Raw genomic sequence first — 20,304 nt, 5'->3', positions numbered from 1 at the left:
ACCTCGGAACTCCGACTCACGAACAGTGGGATCCATAGGCGCGTTTCAATACGAACATCATCACGAACCAATAGACATCTGTCAATATGACCCGCTCGCTGCCCGTCGCCCCCGGCCTTCGCCACCATCGCGACGGCACGACACCGTTCGGCGACTCAGCGACGATGTGTGTCACGATGCCGTGCATGGAGAGCGTCCGCCAGGGCCCAGCGCCCTCACCCGAAAGGCTCACCGTGACTGATACCCCCACAGTCCTGTTCGTCTGCATCAAGAATGCTGGCAAGTCGCAGATGGCCGCCGCACTGATGCGCCACGGCTATGGAGACGCTGTGCATGCGTTCTCCGCAGGCACCCATCCGGGCAGCACACTGAACGAGGAGTCGGTAGCCGCCCTGGAGCAGGTGGGCGCCGCTGCGACCGGCGAGCACCCCAAGCTGGTCGACCCTCAGATGCTGGCCCGCGCAGACCTCGTCGTACTACTCGGCCCGGAGGTCCAGCTGGACACCGGGACCACACCGGTGCAGCGCTGGGTCACCGACGAGCCGTCGCACCGCGGCATCCACGGCATGGAACGCATGCGGCTCGTGCGTGACGACATCGCGGCCCGTGTCTCGGCCCTCGCCGACGAGCTGGCCCTACGACCGCGGGTATGACGACCCGCACCCTCGCATCGCAGGCCCTCGTGGTCGGCGGGGGACAGGCAGGTCTCGCGACCGCGTACTACCTGCGCCGTGCAGGAGTCGAGTACGTCGTTCTCGATGATCAGGACCGTCCCGGCGGAGCCTGGCGCCACACCTGGGACTCGCTGAGGCTGTTCTCACCGGCCACCTTCTCCTCGCTGCCAGGGTGGCAGATGCCACCGACCGGCGGCTATCCCGATGCCGAGCACGTCGTCGACTACCTCACCCAGTATGAGCAGCGGTACACCATGCCAGTCCGGCGCGGGGTCAAGGTCATCGCGGTCGAGGCACCGGGAGCCGGCTACCGAGTGACCACCTCGGAAGGCACCTGGCACGCCGACGCTGTCTTCAATGCCACGGGCACGTGGTCACGGCCCTTCATCCCGACGCATCCGGGTGCCGCCACGTTCTCGGGCGAGCAACTTCACTCTGCGCAGTACAGATCCTGGGAGCCCTACACGGGTCGACGGGTGGTCGTCGTCGGGGGTGGCAACTCCGGCGCTCAAATCGCCGCCGACCTGAGCGGCCAGGCGGAGGTCACGTGGTGCACCACCGAACCCCCGCGGTTTCTGCCAGACGAGGTGGACGGCCGCGAACTGTTCCGGGTCGCTAGCCTTAGGGCGCGCGGGCTTGGCGAGGGCATCGGCGGCCTGGGGGACATCGTGGCGGTGCCCCCCGTGCGCACCGCTCGCGATGCTGGACTCCTGCACCGGGTGCCGATGTTCGAGCGGTTCACCGCCGAGGGGGTCGCCTGGTCCGACGGCACCACCCGCCCCGTGGACGCTGTCATCTGGTGTACCGGCTTCCGCCCCCAGCTCAGCCACCTGACGCCCTTGGGGCTACACCGCGACGACGGACTGCCTAGCACGGACGGGCCGGTCGCCGCCAACCGCCCGACCCTCGGGTTCGTCGGCTACGGCGACTGGTGCGGACTGGCCTCAGCGACCCTCATCGGGGTCGGCCAGTGGGCCAGACAGGCCGTACAACGAGCTCTGCGCTAGCCACCCCCAGATCACCCTGCGCAGGCCGATCCGTCCGCAGTCTGCCGAGCCGCCGGATGATAGTGGCCGCAGGAAGGCCGAGTTCCTGACAAGGAAGTCAGGCACGGCTTGGGCCTCTCTGATCCGGGGTTTTGCGAGTTGTTCAGGCAGGTCCGGGGCGCGATGCCCGTCCAACGGGATCAACCTCGGAGGCGAGTTGGGAGAGTTGTGCGGCGATGTGGGCGTCGCGGCCTTGGGCGGCGTGTTGGTAGCGCAGGGCGGCTTGGGGGGTGGAGTGGCCGATGCGTGCCATCAGTTCGGCGAGGGTGGCGCCGGTGCGCGCGGCGAGGACGGCTCCGGTGTGTCGCAGGTCGTGGATGCGCAGGTCGGGTCGGCCGGCGGCATCGCGGGCCCTGTACCAGTGCCGGTAGAGGGTGTTGGGGTGGATCTGGACGTCGGGGTCGGTGACGGAGGAGAAGGCCAGCGCGTCGGGGCCGGGTGCGCCGTGGGCAACCAGGTGGTCGCCCAGAACCGGGATGAGGTGGGGCGGGATGGCGACGTCGCGGATGCCGGCGGCGGACTTGGGGGTGCCCACGCTCACCTGCCCCTGGACGCGGACGACGCCTCGGCGGATGTGGACGACCCCGGTGCTCAGGTCGAGGTCGGCGCGGCGCAGCTCGGCCATCTCCCCGAATCGCAGCCCGCACCAGGCACCGAGGTGGACCAGCGCCTGATAGCCGCGGCGGCATCTGCTGCACCAGGGTGGCGAGCTGGTCTAGGGTCGCCGGCTCGACGCGGCGGGCGCGGGTGGTGGTCCCGCCACCGCGGATCTTGCAAGGGTTGGCCGCGAGGATCTCATCGGCGACGGCGGTGGCCAGGATGGAGCGCAGCAGCCCGTAGGCGTGGGCACGTTGGGTGGGCTGGTGCGGGTCGAGGCCGGCGTGCCAGACCCGGACGACGGCGGGGGTGATGTCTCGCAGTGCCATGTCCTCGAACTCGGGCAGCAGGAACCGCTCGAGCAGGCGGGCATACAGCCCGCGGGTGCGTGGCTTGAGGTCGCCGCTCACGGGCCAACCAGGCCTCGGCGTCCGAGCGCGTGTCGAACGTCGAGGGCGCACGGTGGAAGCCCTGGTCCGGTCTCATGTAGAAGGCCTGGTAGCGGCCGTTGCAGTGATGCGGGCAGGGGCCACTCTTGTTTGTGATCCGCCCTGAACGTGCCATGGTCCAAGCAGCCGGACATCGGCACTGTCGATTTGACGACAAATGCGGATGTCCGCAGTGATGCGGAAACGCTGTTCTCACGTGTGACTCGGGCCACCTCCGCTCTTGCGCCCAGATGCGCTACTATCCTCCGTAGTAGTTGGGCGTCGGTCCGTGGTGACCGCTGCAGCAAGCACCTCCGACCTGAAAAGGGCACCGCGTTGTCGGACTCAAACTCCATCCTCACCCCTGACCAGATGGCGACGGCGGCCGAGGATGCCGCGTTCGCCAAGGCCACGGGCGGCCTGCTGAAGTCGTTCCTCCTGGGACTGACCGCTGGCGGCTACATCGCCCTAGGCTTCGTCTTCTTCACCACCAGCCAGGTCGGCGCCGCCGAGCTGCCGTATGGCGTGGCGAAGGTGATCGGTGGCGTCGTCTTCTCCACCGGTCTCGCCCTGGTCGTGCTCACCGGAGCGGAGCTGTTCACCAGCTCGACGCTCACGCTGACCGCCCGCGCGAGCGGACGCATCACCTGGCGCCAGCTGCTCAACAACTGGGTGGTCGTCTATCTCGCGAACTTCCTCGGCGCGCTGACGATTGTCACCCTGATCTTCTTGGGCAAGACCTGGGAGAACGCAGATGGCGGCTGGGGGGCGGTGGTCCTCAACACCTCGCTGCACAAGGTGAGTCACAGCTTCTTCGAGGCCTTCGTGCTCGGCGTCCTGTGCAACCTGATGGTGTGCCTGGCCGTGTGGGCCGCCTACTCCGGCCGGACGACGACAGACAAGATCCTGGCGGTCACCATGCCGATCGCACTCTTCGTCGCCAGCGGTTTTGAGCACTCGGTCGCAAACATGTTCATGATCCCGTTGGCGATCCTGATCAAGGACAACGCCGGGTCGGACTTCTGGTCGATGACCGGGCTCGAGCAGTCCGCGTTCTCCGAGCTGACCTGGTCGGCGTTCTATGTCGACAACCTGCTGCCGGTCACCCTGGGCAACATCGTCGGCGGGGGCGTGATGATCGGCGTCCTCTATTGGACGATCTTCCACTTCCTCCCAAGCCGGAGGGTGAAGCCGCAGGCTGACTGAGGCAAACGCCCTATCCGTCGCTGCTGCCCGCGAACCCTGACTCGTAGGCCAGCACCACGACCTGCACCCGATCGCGCAGGCCCAGCTTGCTGAGGATGTGACTCACGTGGGCCTTCACGGTGGTCTCCCCCAGGTAGAGCTCGGCACCGATCTCGGCGTTGGAAAGACCACGGGCGATCCCGGCCACCACGTCCAGCTCCCGCTCGGTCAGGGTGGTGAGCGCCTCCGGCACCTGGTCGGTGGCCGGGGGTCTGCGGACATAGGCCTGCACCAGCCGCTGGGTGACGGTCGGTGAGAACAGCATGGCGCCTTCGTGCACCTCCCGCACGGCTCGGCTGATCTCCTCGGGCTGCGCAGACTTGAGCAGGAAGCCGGACGCGCCAGCGCGAAGGGCGCCATAGACATATTCATCAAGGTCAAACATGGTGAGCATCAAGACCTTGGCACGCACCCCACCGTCCACGATGCGGCCCACCCCCTCGATCCCGTCAACGCCTGGCATCTGGATGTCCATGAGGACGATGTCGGCGTCCAGCGCCTGGGCGATCCGTGCCGCCTCCGCACCGTCCGAGGCCTCCCCGACGACCGAGAAGTCCTCCTCGGTCGTCAGCACGGAGCGCAGTCCGGCTCGCAGAAGGGCCTGGTCGTCGGCCAGGACGATGCGGATCACGAGACCGCCGTCTCGCTCGCGGCACGGTGCTCCGGGAAGCTGGCGCGCAGCTCATAACCCGCTCCCGCGGCACCCGCGACCAGCTCGCCACGCGCCTCACCCACCAGCTCCTGGAGACCACGCAGCCCCAGCCCCGACCCCGTCGTTGTCGTCACAGCCACATCCTGCCCTGGAACGGGCGGCGCCGGGCCGTTGGTGATCACCATCTGCAACTCGCCGGCGCTGCTGCTCACTCTGACCACCACCTCGCTGCCGGGGGCATGGCGCACCGCGTTGGCCAACCCCTCGCGCAGCACCCTCACCAGCAGGTGCGCGTCCCGGGGTGACGGGACGCTGCGCAGGTCAAGGCTGGTGCTGACGTGCACACCGGCGCGTCGTGCGGCCGCCACGTGCGGTGCCAGCAGTTCGCTCAGACCCACGCCCAATCCTGCCGCCGTGGCTGAGTCCCCGGCGCTGCCGTCGGCTGTCGTGGAGATCACCCGCAGCTCCTGGGTCGCCTGGCCACCAATCTCGACGACCGCGTCCAACGCTGCCCTGGCCCCGTCCGGGTCACGAGCCAGCAGCACCCGAGCCGCGTTGGCCTGCATCATCATCGTGCCCACGGCGTGGCTCGCCGCATCGTGCAGGTCGCGTGCCAGCTGCAGGCGTTCCCTGGAGACAGCAGCGTGCTCAGCATCAGCGATCTCAGACTGGCGGTCGAGCACCTGCAACAGATGGGCCGTCTCTGCCGCGTGGTGCCCCGACCAGATGGCTGCCGCCGCAAAGGTCAACAGGTGCATGGCGAGATAGATCCACAGGTAGTAGCCCATGTCGAGCCAGACCATGGCCCACGTGGTCACCGAGAACGCCAACCAGGCCAGCAGCACCCGCTGGGTGCCGGCACGTCCCGCCGACCACGACAGGGCGACCCCCACGATCGTCAGCCACAGGCCCTCGCGTCCCAGGTCCGCCACCCCGGCGGCCGTGCCCACGAGCAGGACTCCCGCTGCACCGAGCTGTGCCGCCACGGGGAACCTCCCACGCACCCCCACCGCGACCATCAGCGGCACGATGACGACCAGGAGGAACGGGACCGACGGCCACGCCGGCACGTCGTCGTCGGAGAGCAGCGACATCACCAGAGGCATCGCCAGGACGTCGAGGAGGACCAGCGCCGCCAGCCCCAGGTCAACCGCGCGCTGATGTCGACTCGCTCGGTCCTGCCGTTGTGCCGTCGCGCCGTCCTCGGCGTCGTCTAAAGCGCCCCGCCGCTCCGCAGGCGGAGCCTCACGCAGGACCACCAGCAGGTCGCGCAGTCGCTGGGTCGCCATCTCACCGCTGCGGTGGATGGCATCGATCGCTCCCGCCTCCAGCGTCGCTCGCGCACTCCGGGCGGTGCCCGTCATCTCCTCCACAGCCTGGTCGATCGCGCGGAAGGCCGAGGCGGCCACCCCGTCACGCTCGGTGGCCGCCGCCAGCTGTGCCTGCACCACCGGGTCCACCTTGGCGAGTCGCCGTGCATCCTCTGCGGCGCGGCGACGGTGATCGTCCCGCACCCGGACCTGCACCCCGAACCACCACGGGATGAAGAGCAGGACCGTGCCAAAGACGATGCTCTGCAGCTCCCAGTGGCCGAACGTCGCGGTCACCCCCACCAGGATGGGGACCGACCACACGCTCCAGATCGGCGGGCGCTGGTAGCCGAGCAGTGCGGCGGCGATGAACAGCGGGCCCATCGGGACCGGCGCCTCCGGCCCGATCCCGAGCAACCCCAACCCCACGAGTCCGACCGCCGTGAGCACGACTCCAGGCCAGGGCGCGCGCGTGACGACCCAGGCTGCCAGCCCGAACCACAGCGACACACCAAGGCAGAGCCACGGACGGTCTGGCCAGGTCACCGAGGTCACGCCCCACACCCACACATAGCTCGCGGCGGTCATCCACCACGATGCCCGCGTCGACATGGTCTGCATGACGGCAGCGTAGTGAGCAGCACACCTCCGGGGCACCCGTCCAGGGTCGGTGACCACTCCTCCCTGGGACGGTGCCGGCCACACCGGTGGTCAGCTGAGGTGGCTCACGTCCGCCCTGGGATAGACGCGCACCGGGCCGACCACAGACAGACCCACCCGCTGGCCGGGCGACGGAGGTGCCAACCCGGCGACCCGGGCCCGCACGCCGTGCTGCGCACCGTCGGCTGACACCCCTGTCTCGACATCGAGCTCCACCACCGCATCGTGCCCGAAGTAGGCAAGGCTGCGCACCACCGCGTCCACCATCCCCTGCCCGGGGTCGGTCAGCACGATCTGCTCGGGCCGCAGCATCACCTCCACCTCACCGTGCGCGACGAAACCGCGCACGGGCAGACGCCCGAGGGCACAGCGCACCGCACCCGTGTCGGCCGTCCCAGGCACCAGCACCGCATCACCGAGGAAGGCGGCCACCAGCGCGTCGACGGGCTCGCCGTAGATCACCCGGGGTGGCGCGATCTGGCGGAACGCGCCACCACGCAGGATGGCCACCTCATCAGCGAAGGAGAGCGCCTCGCCCTGGTCGTGGGTGACCAGGATGGCGGTGGCGCCGGCCGTCCGCAAGGCACGGCTCGTCGCCTCCCGGGTGCTCGCCCGCAACGCCGTGTCGAGGGAGGAGAAGGGCTCGTCCAGCAGCACCAGGTCCGGGCCCGGTGCCAGGGCACGCGCCAGCGCCACCCGTTGCTGCTGGCCACCGGAGAGCTGATCAGGATGTCGGTCGGCCAGTGCAGCGGGCAGGTCGACCAGGTCGAGCAGCTCCAGCACCCGCTCCCGGTGCCGACGCCGCGGCCACGGCAGACCGAAGGCGATGTTGCCGGCCACGCTCAGGTGCGGGAACAGCCCGCCCTCCTGGCGCACATAACCGATGCCGCGCTTCTCGGGGGACACCCAGACTCCCGGTCCGGCCACCACGCGGCCGTCAACCACGACCTCCCCTCGGCTGGGACGCAGGAACCCGGCGATCACCCGCAACAGCGTGGTCTTGCCACTGCCGGAGCCGCCCAGCACCGCCGTGGTGGACCCACCCCGCACGGTCAGGTTGATGTCGTCGAGGACCGGAGTGGCACCGTAGCCCACCGACACGTCACGGATCTGGATGTCGCTCATCGTCCCCCCAGTATCTGACGGCGCAACAACAGGGTGAGCGGGACCGACAGGAGCACCATCACCGCGGCATACGGCGCGGCGCCTGTGTAGTCCAGCACACTGCTGGCACTCCAGAAGGCCAGGGCGAGCGTGTCGGTGCCGGTCGGTGCCAGGATCAGGGTCGCGGTCAGCTCGGTGCTGATCGCGAGCGCCACCAGCACGAAGCCGGTCAGCACGGACGGCGCCGCCTGCGGCAGCACGACCCGCAGGAAGGCACCCATCCCGCTCGCGCCCAGGGACCGGGCAACCTCGGTCAGCTCCGGTGGCGCCGCAGCCAGCCCGGAGCGCAGCGAGACCATCGCCCGGGGCAGGAAGAGGATGGCGTAGGCCAGCACGAGCAGCGCGACGGTCTGATAGACGGGCCGGGCCCAGTTGACCGCGAGCGTCACGAGCGCGAGGGCGACCACTACCCCCGGCAGGGCGCTGGCGATGAAAGTCAGCCGCTCCAACAGCACCGACACTGCCGAGCGGCCCCGGTTGAGCAACCAGGCTCCGGGCAGCGCCAGCATCGTGGCCACCACTCCGCCGAGCACCGCCAGCCCGATGGTGGCCGCGCTGACGGTCAGCAGGTCCGCGCCCCAGGCCGACCCGGAACCGGCCAGCAACCAGCGCGCCACCATGCCCACCGGGACCAGCACGGCCAGCGTGACCACGGCCGTCAGGAACGCGAGCGCAGGAGCAGCCCAGCGACCCAGCGCGATCGGCTGGGCGCGACGGTGGGCGCCACCCCCGACGCGGGCGACCCGTCGCCGCCCCCGGGCGACGACCTCGACGGTCAGGACCAGGAGGCAGAGCAGGACCAGCACCGAGGCCAACAGGCTGCCGGCGGTGTCGCTGAACCCGACGGCATACTGCTGCATGATCGCCGTGGTGAACGTCTGGAACCGCATCATCTCCAGCACGCCGAACTCGGCCAGCAGGTGCAGTGCCACCAGGAGAGCGCCACCACTGATCGCCGGGCGCAGCCGGGGCAGGACGGTGCGCACGACCGCGCGGACCGGGGAGAGCCCCAGTGAGCGCGCGGCCTCCTCGTCGGTGCCGTCCAGCGCCCGCAGCAGCGCCGCGACCGGCAGGAAGACGAACGGGAAGTAGGCCAGCGTGGTCACCAGCGCGGCACCGAGGAAGCCCGTCATCCACGGGGCCAGGCTGATCCAGGCGTAGGCGCTGACGAAGGCCGGGACCGCGAGCGGGGCCAGGAGCAGCGTGCGCCACGACGACGCCCCCGGCAGGTCGGTGCGCTCGACCAGCCAGGCCGCCAGCACCCCGACGACGACCGTCGAGGGGACGGTGACCAGCATCAGGCGGGCGGTGTTGCTGAGCAGCTCGCCGATCCGTGGCCGCAGCAGGTAGTCCGCCGCCTCGGTCCACCCCGCCGAGCCGGCCTGCAGACCGACGACGAGCAGCGGCAGGACGGTCAGCGCCGCGACGAGGGCCGCCGCGAGGGCCGTGCCCCAGCCTCTAGAGGATGCCGGCATCCGTCATCAGTTGGATGACCTGGTCAGAGTTCAGGGTGGCCGGGTCGACCGGCGGGGCGTCCAGCGTGTCCAGCGGCGGCAGGGCCGGATCCGACTCGACACCGGTGCCCACGGCATACTCCATCGACCCGCTGTCCGCGAGCACCTGCTGCCCCTCCGGGCTGGTGACATAGGCGAGGAACTGCTGCGCCTCCTCCGGCATGTCTGACGAGGCCACGACACCGCCGGCGGACAGGCTGACGAAGGCGCCCGTGTCCTGGTTGCCGAAGTAGTGCAGCTGGGTGTTGCCGCTGCCGGACCGGTCGCCGGCCTGGTCGCGATACCAGTAGTAGTGGTACATGATCCCGACCGGGACCTCACCGGCGTTGACCGCCTTCATCGTGGCAATGTTGTTCTGGTAGACCTCCGCGTTGGCCTCCAGCGCCTCGAGCCAGGCACGGGTCGGCTCCTCACCACGGTCGGCGAGCATGCCCGCGACGATGGCCTGGAAGTCGGCGCCACCGGGGGCCGCGCCCCAGCGGCCGGCCCACTCAGGGTCGGCCAGGTCCATCATCGACTGGGGGAGCTCGGCCTCTGAGATCTCCGAGGGGTTGTAGATCAGCACCGTCGAGCGCGCGGCGATCGGCATCCAGTGGCCGGAGGAGGGCACCAGCTGCTCCGGCACCTGGTCGGTGGCGGCCTGGTCCACCGGGGCCAGCAGGCCGGCGCGATCCACGACCGTCATCGCCGGGGAGTTCTCCGTGAGGAAGACGTCGGCCGGGGAGGCCTCGCCCTCCTCTACGATCATGTGGCCCATCGAGGAGTCCTGACCGCGCCTCACCTGGGTCTCTATGCCGGTCTGTTCGGTGAAGCTATCGGCCCAGGCCTGCGTGATCTCCTGGTGCTGGGAGGAGTAGATCTGCAACGCCTCCGGATCCGGGACGTAGTCCTCCCCACCGCTGCAGGCGGTCAGCGCCAGCGGCACGATCAGCAGACCGGCCAGCAGGGATCGACGGGTCGGGCGGGAGATGGGCACGGGGTTCACTTTCGACGGGGACGGACGGAGGGTGCGACGGGCACAAGATCCTGCAGCCGGCGCACCGGGCGCGCGGCCAGCCACCACAGCAGGCACCCGGCGGCGAGGGCGGCCAGAGTCGCCCCGAGCGCGGTCGGCACCCAGCCGAGAATCTGGAACTGGATGAGGTAGATGTAGAGCGAGGCCGCGGCCAGCACGCTGATCGGGCCGACCCAACTGGCCGGGAGGCGCACCTCGGGCACCAGGGTCAGCACCGCGATCCCGGCGAGGATCGTCAGGTTGCGGACCGGGTCGTCGGGGAAGAACGTGATGCCGCCGACGACGGCCAGACCGAGGGTGACCAGGCGGCGCCGCCGGGTGTCGGCGTGCGCCACTGCAGCGCCGATCGCGAACAGCCAGAACGTGGTCGGCATGATGCCGCGCAGCACCCCGTCGCCGACGCTGAGGATGGCGAAGCGTGGGACCAGGCCCAGGACAGCGATGAGTATGGCGACCCGCCAGGGGGTCTCGCGCCAGGCCCGGGCCAGCGGAGGCACCGACAGCAGGAGGGTCAGCACGATCAGGCTGGCGACCAGCGCATCGATGAACCACAGCTCGTTGTGCTTGCCGTAGGTGACGTCGCCGGCCACCCAGTTGGCCATCAGCACGTTGCCCCAGCCATAGCGGTCGTGGGTCACCATCCCGAAAAGGGCAACCACCATCGTGGGGACCGCTACCCCGATCAACATCCGCAGGGTGCCGCGCCACCGCGTGGGGATGCGCGGCGCGGACAGGCCGAAGCGGGCGGCGTTGAAGCCGGCGACCGCGAGGAGCGTGTGCGCACCGCCGAGCAGCCGGAACAGGTCAGCGTGTGATCCGCAGATCATCACCACGGCGACCGCGCGCAGCAGCACGGAGGTCTCGACGGTGCGGCGCGTCACCGGTGCGCCGTCGGACGCGCCGCGGCGACCCGCTTCCACCAGCTGCCGCAGGGGCCGCCTGTGCCACCCCGTGGGCAGCGGGCCGAGCACCTCCTCGAGCCGGATCGAGGCCTGCACGTGCGTCAGCGAGTCGCCCCCGAGCTCGACGAAGCTGGCACCCAGGTCGATCTCGTCGCGGGCCAGCACCTCGCCGAGCACGCCAGCGACCCGCACCTCCAGGGTCGGGGAGGCGCCGAAGGCCACGGCGACGCCGCGTCGGGTGTCCTCGCACTCGTCCGGCACTCCGGCACGGACCAGGGCGTCGCAGCCGGCGCGGTCCACCTTGCCGTTCTCCAGTCGCGCGAGCGGGACGGCGAGGGCGGTGACCGCGGCAACCCCCACGCCGGAGGTCTCGGCGGCGATCCGACGAGCCCGGGCGGCCAGCCGAGACCCCTCCTCACCGGTCGGTGTGGTCTCAGCGGTCGGTGCGACCGCGACCCGCAGCCCGGAGTCGTCCCCCGTGACGCACACGTCCAGGCCCTCGGCCTCAAGCGCTGACTCCACCACCGCCAGGTCGATGCGCAGTCCCAACACCTTGATGAAGCCGGAGCGCCGGCCAACGATCCGCAGGATGCCGGCCTCGTCGACCCGGCCCAGGTCACCGGTGCGCAGTTCGGTCAGCATCGCCCCCAGCGCCAGGTCATCACGGTGCTCGGCATAACCCATCATCACGCCGGGGCCGCGCACCACGACCTCGCCTGCTCCGTCGACGGCATCGGGCACTGCGGCGTCCAGGTGCAACGTGGTCCCCGGCACCGGGTGACCCACCGCGTCCGGGTGGGCCTGCGTCAGTGCTGGGTCCAGCACGCAGATCCGGGCGGTCGCCTCGGTCTGGCCATACATCACGGCCAGGTCAAAACCCTGCCGACGCCCGAGGGCGGCGATCTCGCGGACCCGGCCCTTCGGCATACGACCTCCGGCCTGGGCGACCAGGCGCAGCGAGGGGTGCGGGCGGGCCAGCTCCCCCGTCCCGGCGAGCAGCTCGACCGAGTGGGGGACCACGGCGAGGGTTGTGACCTGCTGCTCGTCGACGCACTCCCAGAAACCACGGTCCAGCACGGAGTGGTCGGTGACCGCCACGGACCCACCGGAGACGAGGTGCGAGTGCAGCACGGACAACCCGAAGCAGTAGTGCAACGGCAGGCTGGTGATGCCCCGGTCGGTGGGTCGCAGCGCGAGCGCGGCGGCGATCGCCCTGGCATTGCTGCGCACGTTGCCCCGGGAGAGGCGGACCAGCTTGGGCGACCCGGTGCTGCCGGATGTGCTCAGCAGCAGGACCACGTCAGGGTGCAGCAGGTGGGCGGGTCCGCCCGGGCGGACCGCAAACGGTGCGGTCGGGTCACCGGTCGCAGTCACGTCAGGCGGGTAGGCCGTCAGAATCGGCGCCGTGCGGTTGGGGTCGTCCGAGGTGACCAGGGCGCAGTGTCCGGACTCGAGCACGGCCAGGTATGCCGTCACGCTGGCCAGGTCGTTGCGCATGGGCAGGTGCACCAACGCCCGCCCCTCGGCCGGGTCAGGCAGCTGACGGGCCAGGTCGGCCACGTGCTCGCGCAGCTCGCCGTGGGTGAGGGTGGCGCCGTCTGGTCCGACCAGGGCAGGCGCCTGCGGGTCTGCCGGGTCTGCCGTGTCGAGCAGGGTGGGTTCAGCCAGGGTTGGTTGAGTCAGGGAGCGCAGGCCAGAACGGCCCAGGACGGGCGGTAGGGAGCGGACCTGCGTCGTCACAGTTGGTAAGGCTAACCTGACCTAGATACGTCAGACAAATGAGAGGTAATTGTGGCGGAGGGCGCAGAGGTCCAGCTGTGGTGGGGCTCCCTGCTCCAGGCCGACCGCGGCCTGCTGCCTCTGCTCGACGACATCGAGCGGGCCCGGGTGTCGGCGCTGGACCGCCCCGCCGACCAGGGCCGGTCGATGGTGGGCGCTGCCCTCCTGCGGACTGCCGTCGCCGCTGACCTCGGCTGCCCGCCCTCGCAGGTCCTGCTGGACCGCACCTGCGCGGACTGCGGGGAGCAGCACGGCAGCCCCCGGGCCAGGGGACCCCTGCCGTCGACCCGAGACCTCCCACCCTGGGTGTCGGTCGCGCACTCGGGGCTCGTCGTGGTGGTCGCGCTCTGCCGGACCCATCCGGTCGGTGTCGACGTGCAGCGTCTCGCGGATCTGGACGGCACCACGGATGGGTGGACCTGGGTCAGCGGCGAGTCACGGCTCAAGGCCGGCGCTCCCGATCGGCCCACCACCGACTCGGACGTGACGTGGTCGGGCCCGGTCGACGTGCCGCTGGCCGGCTATCTCGCGGCGCTGACCGTCTGCGGGACGACGGCCCCACCACGAGTGCAGCAGCACCCGCGCGTGCCACCGATCTGAGCCGCTCTGGTGCGCGGAACACCCAGAGTCCCTCGCGGAAGCCACTAGGCGTGATTAGGGTGGCGGGCAGCGAGGTCACAGAACGGAGCGGACATGGAAGTCCAGTGGTGGAGCATTCTGCCTTTTGTCACGATGCTGCTCTGCATCGCTCTCGCGCCGCTCATCCCGGCTGCGGCTCACCACTGGGAGCATCAGCGGGTCCAGCTGTTGGTGGCCCTCGTGCTCGGCGTCCCGGTGGCGCTCTGGTTCATCCTCGGTGGCGACAGCTCTGCAGTGGTCCATGCGCTGATCGAGTACGCGCAGTTCATCTCGCTGCTCCTGGCCCTGTTTGTGGTCTCTGGCGGCATCTTCCTCAAGGGTGACATCGCGGCCAGCCCCCGCAACAACACGCTGTTCCTGGCCTTCGGCGGGCTGATCGCCTCCTTTATCGGGACGACCGGCGCGGCGATGTTGCTCATCCGTCCACTGCTGAACACCAACCAGCAGCGCAAGTACCGTGTCCACACCGTGGTGTTCGCCATCTTCATCGTGGCCAACTGCGGAGGCCTGCTCACCCCCCTCGGCGACCCGCCACTGTTCCTGGGCATGTTGCGTGGTGTCCCGTTCACGTGGACGTTCGGCCTGTGGCCCATGTGGCTGTTCGTCAACCTGCTGCTGCTGCTCACCTACTACGCCCTGGACTGCAAGTACCACTCGCAGGAGCGCCCTGAGGCCCTGACGATGGACCGATCACGGACCACCAGGATGGGCGTCAAGGGCATCATCAACTTCGCCTACCTGGCCGTCATCGTCGGCGCAGTGGCTCTGGCACCTTCGATCGATATCGGCGCGATCGAGGAGGGGCAGGCGGCCTTCATGGACTGGGTGCCGCTGCGCGAGATCATCATGCTCTCGGTGGCGGCCATCTCCTACCTCACCGGTGACAAGGTCGCCCGGTTCGTCGACAACAAGTTCAAGTGGGGCCCCATCCTGGAGGTCGCCGCGATCTTCATCGGCATCTTCTTGACCATGATCCCGGCGTTGAAGTACCTCGCGCAGGCGGCCCCGAGCCTGCCGCTGAACGAGGTCACCTTCTATTTCTTCACCGGTGGGCTGTCCTCGGTGCTGGACAACGCACCGACCTACGTGACCTTCTTCGAGATGGCGCGAGAGCTCGGCGGCGAACCAGCAGTGGCCGGCGTCTACGAGCCCTACCTCGTGGCCATCAGTCTGGGCGCGGTCTTCTTCGGTGCCGTCACCTACATCGGCAACGGCCCGAACTTCATGGTCAAGGCTGTGGCGGACGGCGCCGGGGTCCGGATGCCGACCTTCGGCGCCTACGTGCTCCAGGCCCTCATCTACCTGGTGCCGATCCTGGTCGCGGTGGCCCTGATCTTTATCGCCGACCCACTGTGGGCGCACGTCGTGGGCTGGCTGATGGCAGCGGCGATGGTCATCCGTGCGGTGCTGGTCGCACGCTCGCACGTGCACCCGGTCAAGGCAGCTGACGCCCAGCGCTAGACCCGTGTCGGCTCTGACTCAGGGTCGCTGTCCGGGCCTGAGACGACCTCAGGCTCAGCGTGGAGCGCAGCCATCTTGGCTTCCATCACCAGCTCCTCGTCCGCGTCGAGCCGGACGTGCGCCAGCAGGCTGTGCAGCGCCCGCGTCGCCGAGGCCAGGCGCTCGCCCCAGACCGACAGATAGCTGAACTGCCACCACCACAGCGCTTCCTGGGTGCGGCCCGCCCGGTGGTGCGCGAGCCCGTGGCCCAGGTCAGCGGCGGCCTGGGTGAGGTCGTCCGACAGGCAGCCGGGGATCACCTCGCCGGACAGGACCGGGTCCTCGACCTCGACATACTCATCGACGCCGGCGAGCAGGGCGTGCAGGCCCTGTCGCACCCCGTCGAGGTTGGCATCGGGACCGGAGTCGGTCTCGAACTGCTCGTGCGGCACCACATCGACCATCGCGCCGAGTCTGGCGCCCGCTGTCTGCACCTGGGTGCAGGCGAGCAGCAGGAGCGGCAGGGCGGTGTCGGGCGCGCCACCGGCAGCCAGCTCGCGCACGGTGACCAGGAAGGTAGTGGCCTCGTGGGCGATCTCCTCGGCCAGAGCAGCGAGGTCCGGGTCCACCAACTCGCTCACGGCCCCTCCCGGTAGGTGACTCCCAGTGGATGACACTTGCTCACGCCTCGATCAGCCTACGACCCTCGAAGGCACGACCGAGGGTGACCTCATCGGCATACTCCAGGTCTCCGCCGACGGGCAGGCCGGAGGCCAGCCGACTGATGCTGATGCCGAGCGTCCCCAGCAGGCGAGCCAGGTAGGTGGCGGTCGCCTCCCCCTCAAGGTTGGGGTCGGTGGCGATGATCACCTCGGTGACGGTGCCATCAGCCAGGCGGGTCATCAGCTCACGGATCCGCAGGTCATTGGGGCCCACGCCATCGATCGGGCTGATCGCCCCGCCGAGCACGTGGTAGCGGCCCCGGAACTCACGGGTCCGCTCGATGGCGACGACATCCTTGGGCTCCTCCACGACACAGATGAGCGCCGGGTCGCGGCGCGGGTCGGCGCAGATCCGGCAGCGTTCGGCCTCTGCGACATTGCCGCAGACCTCGCAGAACCGCACCTTGTCCTGGACCTCGGTCAGCGCCGAGACCAGCCGTGTGACGTCGTCGGGGTCCGCCGCCAGCAGGTGGAACGCGATTCGTTGCGCGCTCTTGGGCCCGATGCCGGGAAGCCGGCCGAGCTCGTCAATCAGGTCCTGGACCACACCTTCATACACAGTGACCCGACTCTAGGCGGTCTGCCTGAGAATCCCGCCAGGCGCACCCATTAGGTGAGTATGCCGAGCAGCTCGCCTGCCGTGTCGGCCACGGCCGCGGGGCCCTCGGCGCGCAGCTCGGCAGTTGTCCCTGCTCCCCAGGTGACACCGACCGGTCGCATCCCGGCGGCCCGCGCGGCGCGGATGTCGACGGTCGCGTCACCCACATAGGCGCAGACCGCCGGATCGACCTTCAGGGCCTCCGCGGCATGCAGCAGCGGGTCCGGGTGCGGCTTGTGCCGCGCGGTGGCCTCCAGCCCGACGATGATGTCGAAGTCGTGGCGCAGTCCCACGGCCTGCAACCCGCGCCGGACCGTGTGCTCGCTCTTGGACGAGACCACTCCGAGGCGACAGCCGGCCACCAGGAGGCCGTCGAGGACCTGAGAGATGCCTTCGACCGCACGGATCAGGTCGTCGTGGTGGGCCAGGTTCCAGTCACGGTAGGTCTTGACCATGGCCTCGGCCTGACCGGGATAGCGCTCGGCGAAGGTGTCGACCAGGGTGCGGCCGATCCAGGACCGGGCCTCCTGCTCGCTGACCACCTCGCCGAACTGGTGACTGACCGTGTGCTGGAAGGAGGCCACAATCAACGGGATGGTGTCGGCCAGGGTGCCGTCGAAGTCAAACAGCACCACGCGGTGCCTGGGCTGGCCGGCGGGCCCAGGTGGCTGCGCACTGCTCATGCCGTGGGCTGCTCGGGAGCGCGCTCGTTGTAGCCGTCCGCGAGCTCCTGACCCGACATGGCGTGGATCGCGGCCATGATCTCGTCGGTCACCGCCCGGCGGGCCCGGCCCGCCGGCACACCGTCAAAACGGCCGGTGAAGTCGATCGGCCGGCCGAACTCGACGCGGAACCTGATCCGGCGCGGGAGGGTCGCCCCGACGGGCTGCAGCTTGTCGGTGTCGGTCAGTGCCACGGGGACCACCGGGCAGCCGGCGGTCAACGCCAGCCACGCCACCCCGGTGCGACCGCGATACAGACGCCCGTCGCGGGAGCGGGTGCCCTCGGGATAGATGCCGAAGGCACCGCCCTCGCGCAGGTGGGCCAGGGCCAGGTCCAGGGAGAGCTGCGCCGCACGCGTGTCGTCGCGGTCGACCGGGATGCTGCCGATCGCGGTGAAGAACTGGCGCGTGACCAGTCCCTTGAGACCCGTCCCGGTCCAGTAGTCGTCCTTGGCCAGGAACGCCACCTGCCTGGGCGAGGTGAGCGGGATGACCAGGCTGTCAGCGAACGACAGGTGGTTGCTGGCCAGGATGACTGGTCCGTCCGCGGGCACGTGGTCCGTCCCGATGATCTCCGGTCGCCAGATCGCCAGGGCGGTGGGACGGACTACTACCCGCAGCGCGCGATAGAGCATGGGTCCTCCAGCAGGGTCCGTCGATCCATCAGTGGGTCGGGTCGTCGTCGACAGCGATCACGGTACCCCCGAGGACGCTCTCGATCACCGGCAATCCCACCGCTCCGGAGCTCTCCAGGTCCTCGTCATCCTCCCGCGGGATGTCGCCACCGGGCCGACGTGGCGGCTCGGGCGCAGAGGTAGGTGCGGCCTCAGGTTGCGTCGGGGTCGGGCGCACCGGGGCTCGCTCTGCGGCCTCCTGCCGCGGCGCGCGCTCCGATGGTGGCGGTGGCGAGCTCTGCGGTGGTGGCGGGCCCTGCTCGCCGGCACTCTGGTGGTTGGCACTCTGGTGGTCGGCGCTCTGGTGGCCAGCACTTTGCTGGTCGGCACTCTGCTGGTCGGTGCTCGGTCGGTCCGCGCTCAGCTGATCGGCAGGACTGACCCGCGGCTGCTCGCTCGTCGATCCCCTCTGATCCGGGGTCTCCCCCGGCTCCTCGACCGCCCAGGGCGGCGGCGCCTCCCGTGACGACTCGGACCACTCCTGCGCTGGCGGCGCCCCGCTGGTCGTGGCCCCACGGCGCGCTCGCCCGTCCGGGCGACTGTCACCCTGTCCACCGGCGCGGTTGTCCCCACTCCGGTTGTCCCCGGTCTGGCTGCCCGCGGCGCGGTTGTCCGTGACCCCGAGCTGCTCAGCAGCGGTGGGGAGGTCGCCCTCCGAGGTGCCCGCCTGCTGGGCTGCTGGACGTGGGGACTGAGGTGGTCCTCCATCCGCGCCTCCGCGTGTCCGGGCGGACGGCGCCGAGGCCCCTCCTGGGGCCGCAGTGCCCTCGACCCGCGCGTCGAGGCCGATCGCCTCGACCAGCGCCTGCCGGACCACCTCAGCGTGGACGCCCTGGTTGAACGTCGTCGCCAGGCCCTCGCTGCTCAGCCCCAGCAGCACCCGACGACCGTCGAAGTCCAGGACAGTGCTGTTGACCGAGACCAGCGTCCAGGTGACTCGACGGATCTCCTTGACCGCGTCGAGCACCTCCGGCCAGGACCGGCGCACCGCGTCGGTGTCCAACGACCCGGGCGCGCCCTGCTGGAGGGAGCCCACCTGCGGCTCGGCGGGAGCGGCGTCCGGATGCTCCGCAGGAGCGACGTCGGGCTGCTCCGCGAAGGCGGCTTGCGTCGGCTGCGCAGGCGATCCCTCCGAGTGGGTGAGCTGTTCGTCCGGAGTGGTCCGCGCAGACGGAGTCGGCACCGGGGCAGTCGGTGCGGCGGCGGGCGCACTGGTGGGAGGCCGCGACTGCGCGGGCGGACGCGCCGGGGCGGAAGGCCCTGCTTGTGCCGGAGGACCAGCGGCCGCGGGAGCCCCGGCCTGCGTCGCCGGCCCCGGGCCTGCAGCCAGCCGGCGCTCGATGCGGTCGAGACGCGCGGCATACCCCTCCTCTCCGGCGGCCGCGGGCAGCAGCAGCCGGGCGCAGATCAGCTCCAGGTGCAGCCGGTAGGACACCGCCCCCGTCATCTCCGAGAGGCCACGGGAGACCACGTCGGCACAGCGGGTCAGCGTGCTCGGGCCATAGACCGACGCCTGCTGGCGCAGCCGCTCGACCTGGTCCTCCGGCATGCCGCGCAGCAGCCCGCCGGCCCGCTCGCCCACCGCCGCCACGACGATGAGGTCGCGATAGCGCTCCAACAGATCCTCGACGAAGCGGCGCGGGTCGTGGCCGGACTCCATCACCTTGTCGACCTGGCGGAAGACGGCAGCCGCGTCCTGGGCGCCGACGGCATCGACCACCGAATCGAGCAGCTCCACGTCGGTGAAACCGAGCAGGGCAGCGGCGCCCTCATAGGTCAGCCCACGCTCGTCGGCGCCCGAGATCAGCTGGTCCAGCACCGACAGCGAGTCACGCACCGAGCCACCACCGGCACGCGTGACGAACGACAGCACGCCCGGCTCGAGCCGGACCCCTTCGGACTCACTGAGCTGCTCCAGATAGGCCGTGAGGCGTTGGGGCGGCACCAGGTGGAACGGGTAGTGGTGCGTGCGGGAGCGGATCGTGGAGAGCACCTTGTCCGGCTCGGTGGTGGCAAAGATGAACTTCACGTGCTCGGGCGGCTCCTCGACCACCTTGAGCAGGGCGTTGAAGCCGTGCGAGGTGACCATGTGCGCCTCGTCGATGATGTAGACCTTGTAGCGCGCCATGGCCGGACCGAACGCCGCCCGTTCGCGCAGGTCACGCGCGTCATCGACGCCGCCGTGGCTGGCCGCGTCGATCTCGATGACATCGACCGACCCCGGGCCGCCGCGGGCCAGCGCCACGCACGACTCACACACCCCGCACGGGTCCGGCGTGGGGCCCTGCTCGCAGTTGAGGCAGCGCGCCAGGATGCGGGCGCTGGTCGTCTTGCCGCAGCCGCGTGGCCCACTGAACAGATAGGCGTGGTTGACCCGTCCGGACCGCAGCGCCTGCATCAACGGCTCGGTGACGTGCTCCTGCCCGATGACATCGGCGAAGGTCTCCGGTCGGTAGCGACGATAGAGGGCGGTGCTCACGAAATGACCCTAACCGTCCGGACCGTCACTGACGGAGTTGCCCA

Annotated in this window: 18 protein-coding genes; 5 read left to right on the top strand and 13 right to left on the bottom strand. The window is 70.1% G+C overall.

Translation table 11 applies throughout. The annotated features are described in order from the left end of the window. The first annotated feature begins 233 nt into the window (after positions 1 to 233). Both NF557_RS01595 and NF557_RS01590 read left to right on the top strand, forming a co-directional pair. A complete protein-coding gene (locus NF557_RS01595; protein WP_252621357.1) occupies positions 234 to 653 on the top strand; it encodes an arsenate-mycothiol transferase ArsC in 420 nt (139 codons plus the stop codon). After that, complete coding sequence (locus tag NF557_RS01590; protein WP_252621356.1) at positions 650 to 1,681, top strand: ArsO family NAD(P)H-dependent flavin-containing monooxygenase; 1,032 nt, start codon at positions 650 to 652, stop codon at positions 1,679 to 1,681. The genes NF557_RS01595 and NF557_RS01590 overlap by 4 nt, the downstream gene beginning before the upstream one ends. Before the next feature lie 142 nt (positions 1,682 to 1,823). On the opposite strand, the gene NF557_RS01585 is transcribed toward NF557_RS01590, so the two are convergent. Next, entirely contained in the window at positions 1,824 to 2,345 is a 522-nt protein-coding gene (locus NF557_RS01585) for a tyrosine-type recombinase/integrase (protein WP_252621355.1), read from the bottom strand. Between the two features lie 170 nt (positions 2,346 to 2,515). Then, positions 2,516 to 2,803 carry a hypothetical protein gene (locus NF557_RS17925; protein WP_483414319.1) on the bottom strand — a complete coding sequence of 96 codons (288 nt, stop codon included), beginning with the start codon at positions 2,801 to 2,803 and terminating at the stop codon, positions 2,516 to 2,518. A 278-nt stretch (positions 2,804 to 3,081) separates the two neighbouring features. On the opposite strand from NF557_RS17925, the gene focA reads away from it, so the two are divergent. After that, positions 3,082 to 3,951 carry a formate transporter FocA gene (focA, locus tag NF557_RS01580; protein ID WP_252621354.1) on the top strand — a complete coding sequence of 290 codons (870 nt, stop codon included), beginning with the start codon at positions 3,082 to 3,084 and terminating at the stop codon, positions 3,949 to 3,951. A gap of 10 nt (positions 3,952 to 3,961) precedes the next feature. Here focA and NF557_RS01575 read toward each other — a convergent pair whose 3' ends face one another. The 6 genes from NF557_RS01575 to NF557_RS01550 all read right to left on the bottom strand — a co-directional run bounded on the left by NF557_RS01575 (position 3,962) and on the right by NF557_RS01550 (position 12,947). Continuing rightward, positions 3,962 to 4,621 (bottom strand): response regulator, encoded by a 660-nt coding sequence (locus NF557_RS01575; RefSeq protein ID WP_252621353.1) that lies wholly within the window; start codon positions 4,619 to 4,621, stop codon positions 3,962 to 3,964. Beyond that, a complete protein-coding gene (locus NF557_RS01570) occupies positions 4,618 to 6,573 on the bottom strand; it encodes a sensor histidine kinase (RefSeq protein WP_252621352.1) in 1,956 nt (651 codons plus the stop codon). The genes NF557_RS01575 and NF557_RS01570 overlap by 4 nt, the downstream gene beginning before the upstream one ends. 90 nt (positions 6,574 to 6,663) lie before the next feature. Next, positions 6,664 to 7,737, bottom strand: a complete 1,074-nt coding sequence (locus NF557_RS01565) for an ABC transporter ATP-binding protein (RefSeq protein WP_252621351.1) — start codon at positions 7,735 to 7,737, stop codon at positions 6,664 to 6,666. Then, positions 7,734 to 9,251 (bottom strand): ABC transporter permease, encoded by a 1,518-nt coding sequence (locus tag NF557_RS01560; RefSeq protein ID WP_252621350.1) that lies wholly within the window; start codon positions 9,249 to 9,251, stop codon positions 7,734 to 7,736. The genes NF557_RS01565 and NF557_RS01560 overlap by 4 nt, the downstream gene beginning before the upstream one ends. Continuing rightward, the gene (locus NF557_RS01555; RefSeq protein ID WP_252621349.1) at positions 9,235 to 10,266 is read right to left on the bottom strand and encodes an iron ABC transporter substrate-binding protein; all 1,032 of its coding nucleotides are present in this window, start codon (positions 10,264 to 10,266) and stop codon (positions 9,235 to 9,237) included. The genes NF557_RS01560 and NF557_RS01555 overlap by 17 nt, the downstream gene beginning before the upstream one ends. Positions 10,267 to 10,271: 5 nt before the next feature. After that, positions 10,272 to 12,947: an AMP-binding protein gene (locus tag NF557_RS01550; RefSeq protein WP_252621348.1), complete on the bottom strand. Its 2,676-nt coding sequence runs from the start codon at positions 12,945 to 12,947 to the stop codon at positions 10,272 to 10,274. 51 nt (positions 12,948 to 12,998) lie between these two features. On the opposite strand from NF557_RS01550, the gene NF557_RS01545 reads away from it, so the two are divergent. Together NF557_RS01545 and NF557_RS01540 are read left to right on the top strand one after the other, a co-directional pair. Further along, on the top strand, positions 12,999 to 13,586 hold the full coding sequence (locus NF557_RS01545; protein WP_252621347.1) for a 4'-phosphopantetheinyl transferase family protein: 588 nt from the start codon (positions 12,999 to 13,001) through the stop codon (positions 13,584 to 13,586). A 93-nt stretch (positions 13,587 to 13,679) separates the two neighbouring features. Then, positions 13,680 to 15,086, top strand: coding sequence for a sodium:proton antiporter (locus tag NF557_RS01540; RefSeq protein ID WP_252621346.1), 1,407 nt, complete (start codon positions 13,680 to 13,682; stop codon positions 15,084 to 15,086). Here NF557_RS01540 and NF557_RS01535 read toward each other — a convergent pair. From NF557_RS01535 to NF557_RS01515, 5 genes are read right to left on the bottom strand one after another with little or no spacing between them, the layout of a single operon-like run. Then, complete coding sequence (locus tag NF557_RS01535; protein WP_252621345.1) at positions 15,083 to 15,706, bottom strand: DUF5063 domain-containing protein; 624 nt, start codon at positions 15,704 to 15,706, stop codon at positions 15,083 to 15,085. The genes NF557_RS01540 and NF557_RS01535 overlap by 4 nt on opposite strands. 40 nt (positions 15,707 to 15,746) lie before the next feature. Beyond that, positions 15,747 to 16,346: a recombination mediator RecR gene (gene recR / locus NF557_RS01530; protein WP_252621344.1), complete on the bottom strand. Its 600-nt coding sequence runs from the start codon at positions 16,344 to 16,346 to the stop codon at positions 15,747 to 15,749. 50 nt (positions 16,347 to 16,396) lie between these two features. Further along, a complete protein-coding gene (locus NF557_RS01525; RefSeq protein WP_252621343.1) occupies positions 16,397 to 17,068 on the bottom strand; it encodes an HAD-IA family hydrolase in 672 nt (223 codons plus the stop codon). After that, the gene (locus NF557_RS01520; protein WP_252621342.1) at positions 17,065 to 17,742 is read right to left on the bottom strand and encodes a lysophospholipid acyltransferase family protein; all 678 of its coding nucleotides are present in this window, start codon (positions 17,740 to 17,742) and stop codon (positions 17,065 to 17,067) included. The genes NF557_RS01525 and NF557_RS01520 overlap by 4 nt, the downstream gene beginning before the upstream one ends. Positions 17,743 to 17,770: 28 nt before the next feature. Further along, complete coding sequence (locus tag NF557_RS01515; RefSeq protein ID WP_252621341.1) at positions 17,771 to 20,260, bottom strand: DNA polymerase III subunit gamma and tau; 2,490 nt, start codon at positions 20,258 to 20,260, stop codon at positions 17,771 to 17,773. Between the last annotated feature and the right edge of the window lie 44 nt (positions 20,261 to 20,304).

The organism is Ornithinimicrobium cryptoxanthini (assembly GCF_023923205.1).
GTDB classification, from domain to species: domain Bacteria; phylum Actinomycetota; class Actinomycetes; order Actinomycetales; family Dermatophilaceae; genus Ornithinicoccus; species Ornithinicoccus cryptoxanthini.
Note: the sequence above shows the minus strand (reverse complement) of the source record. Positions and strands in the feature narration are given on the sequence as shown.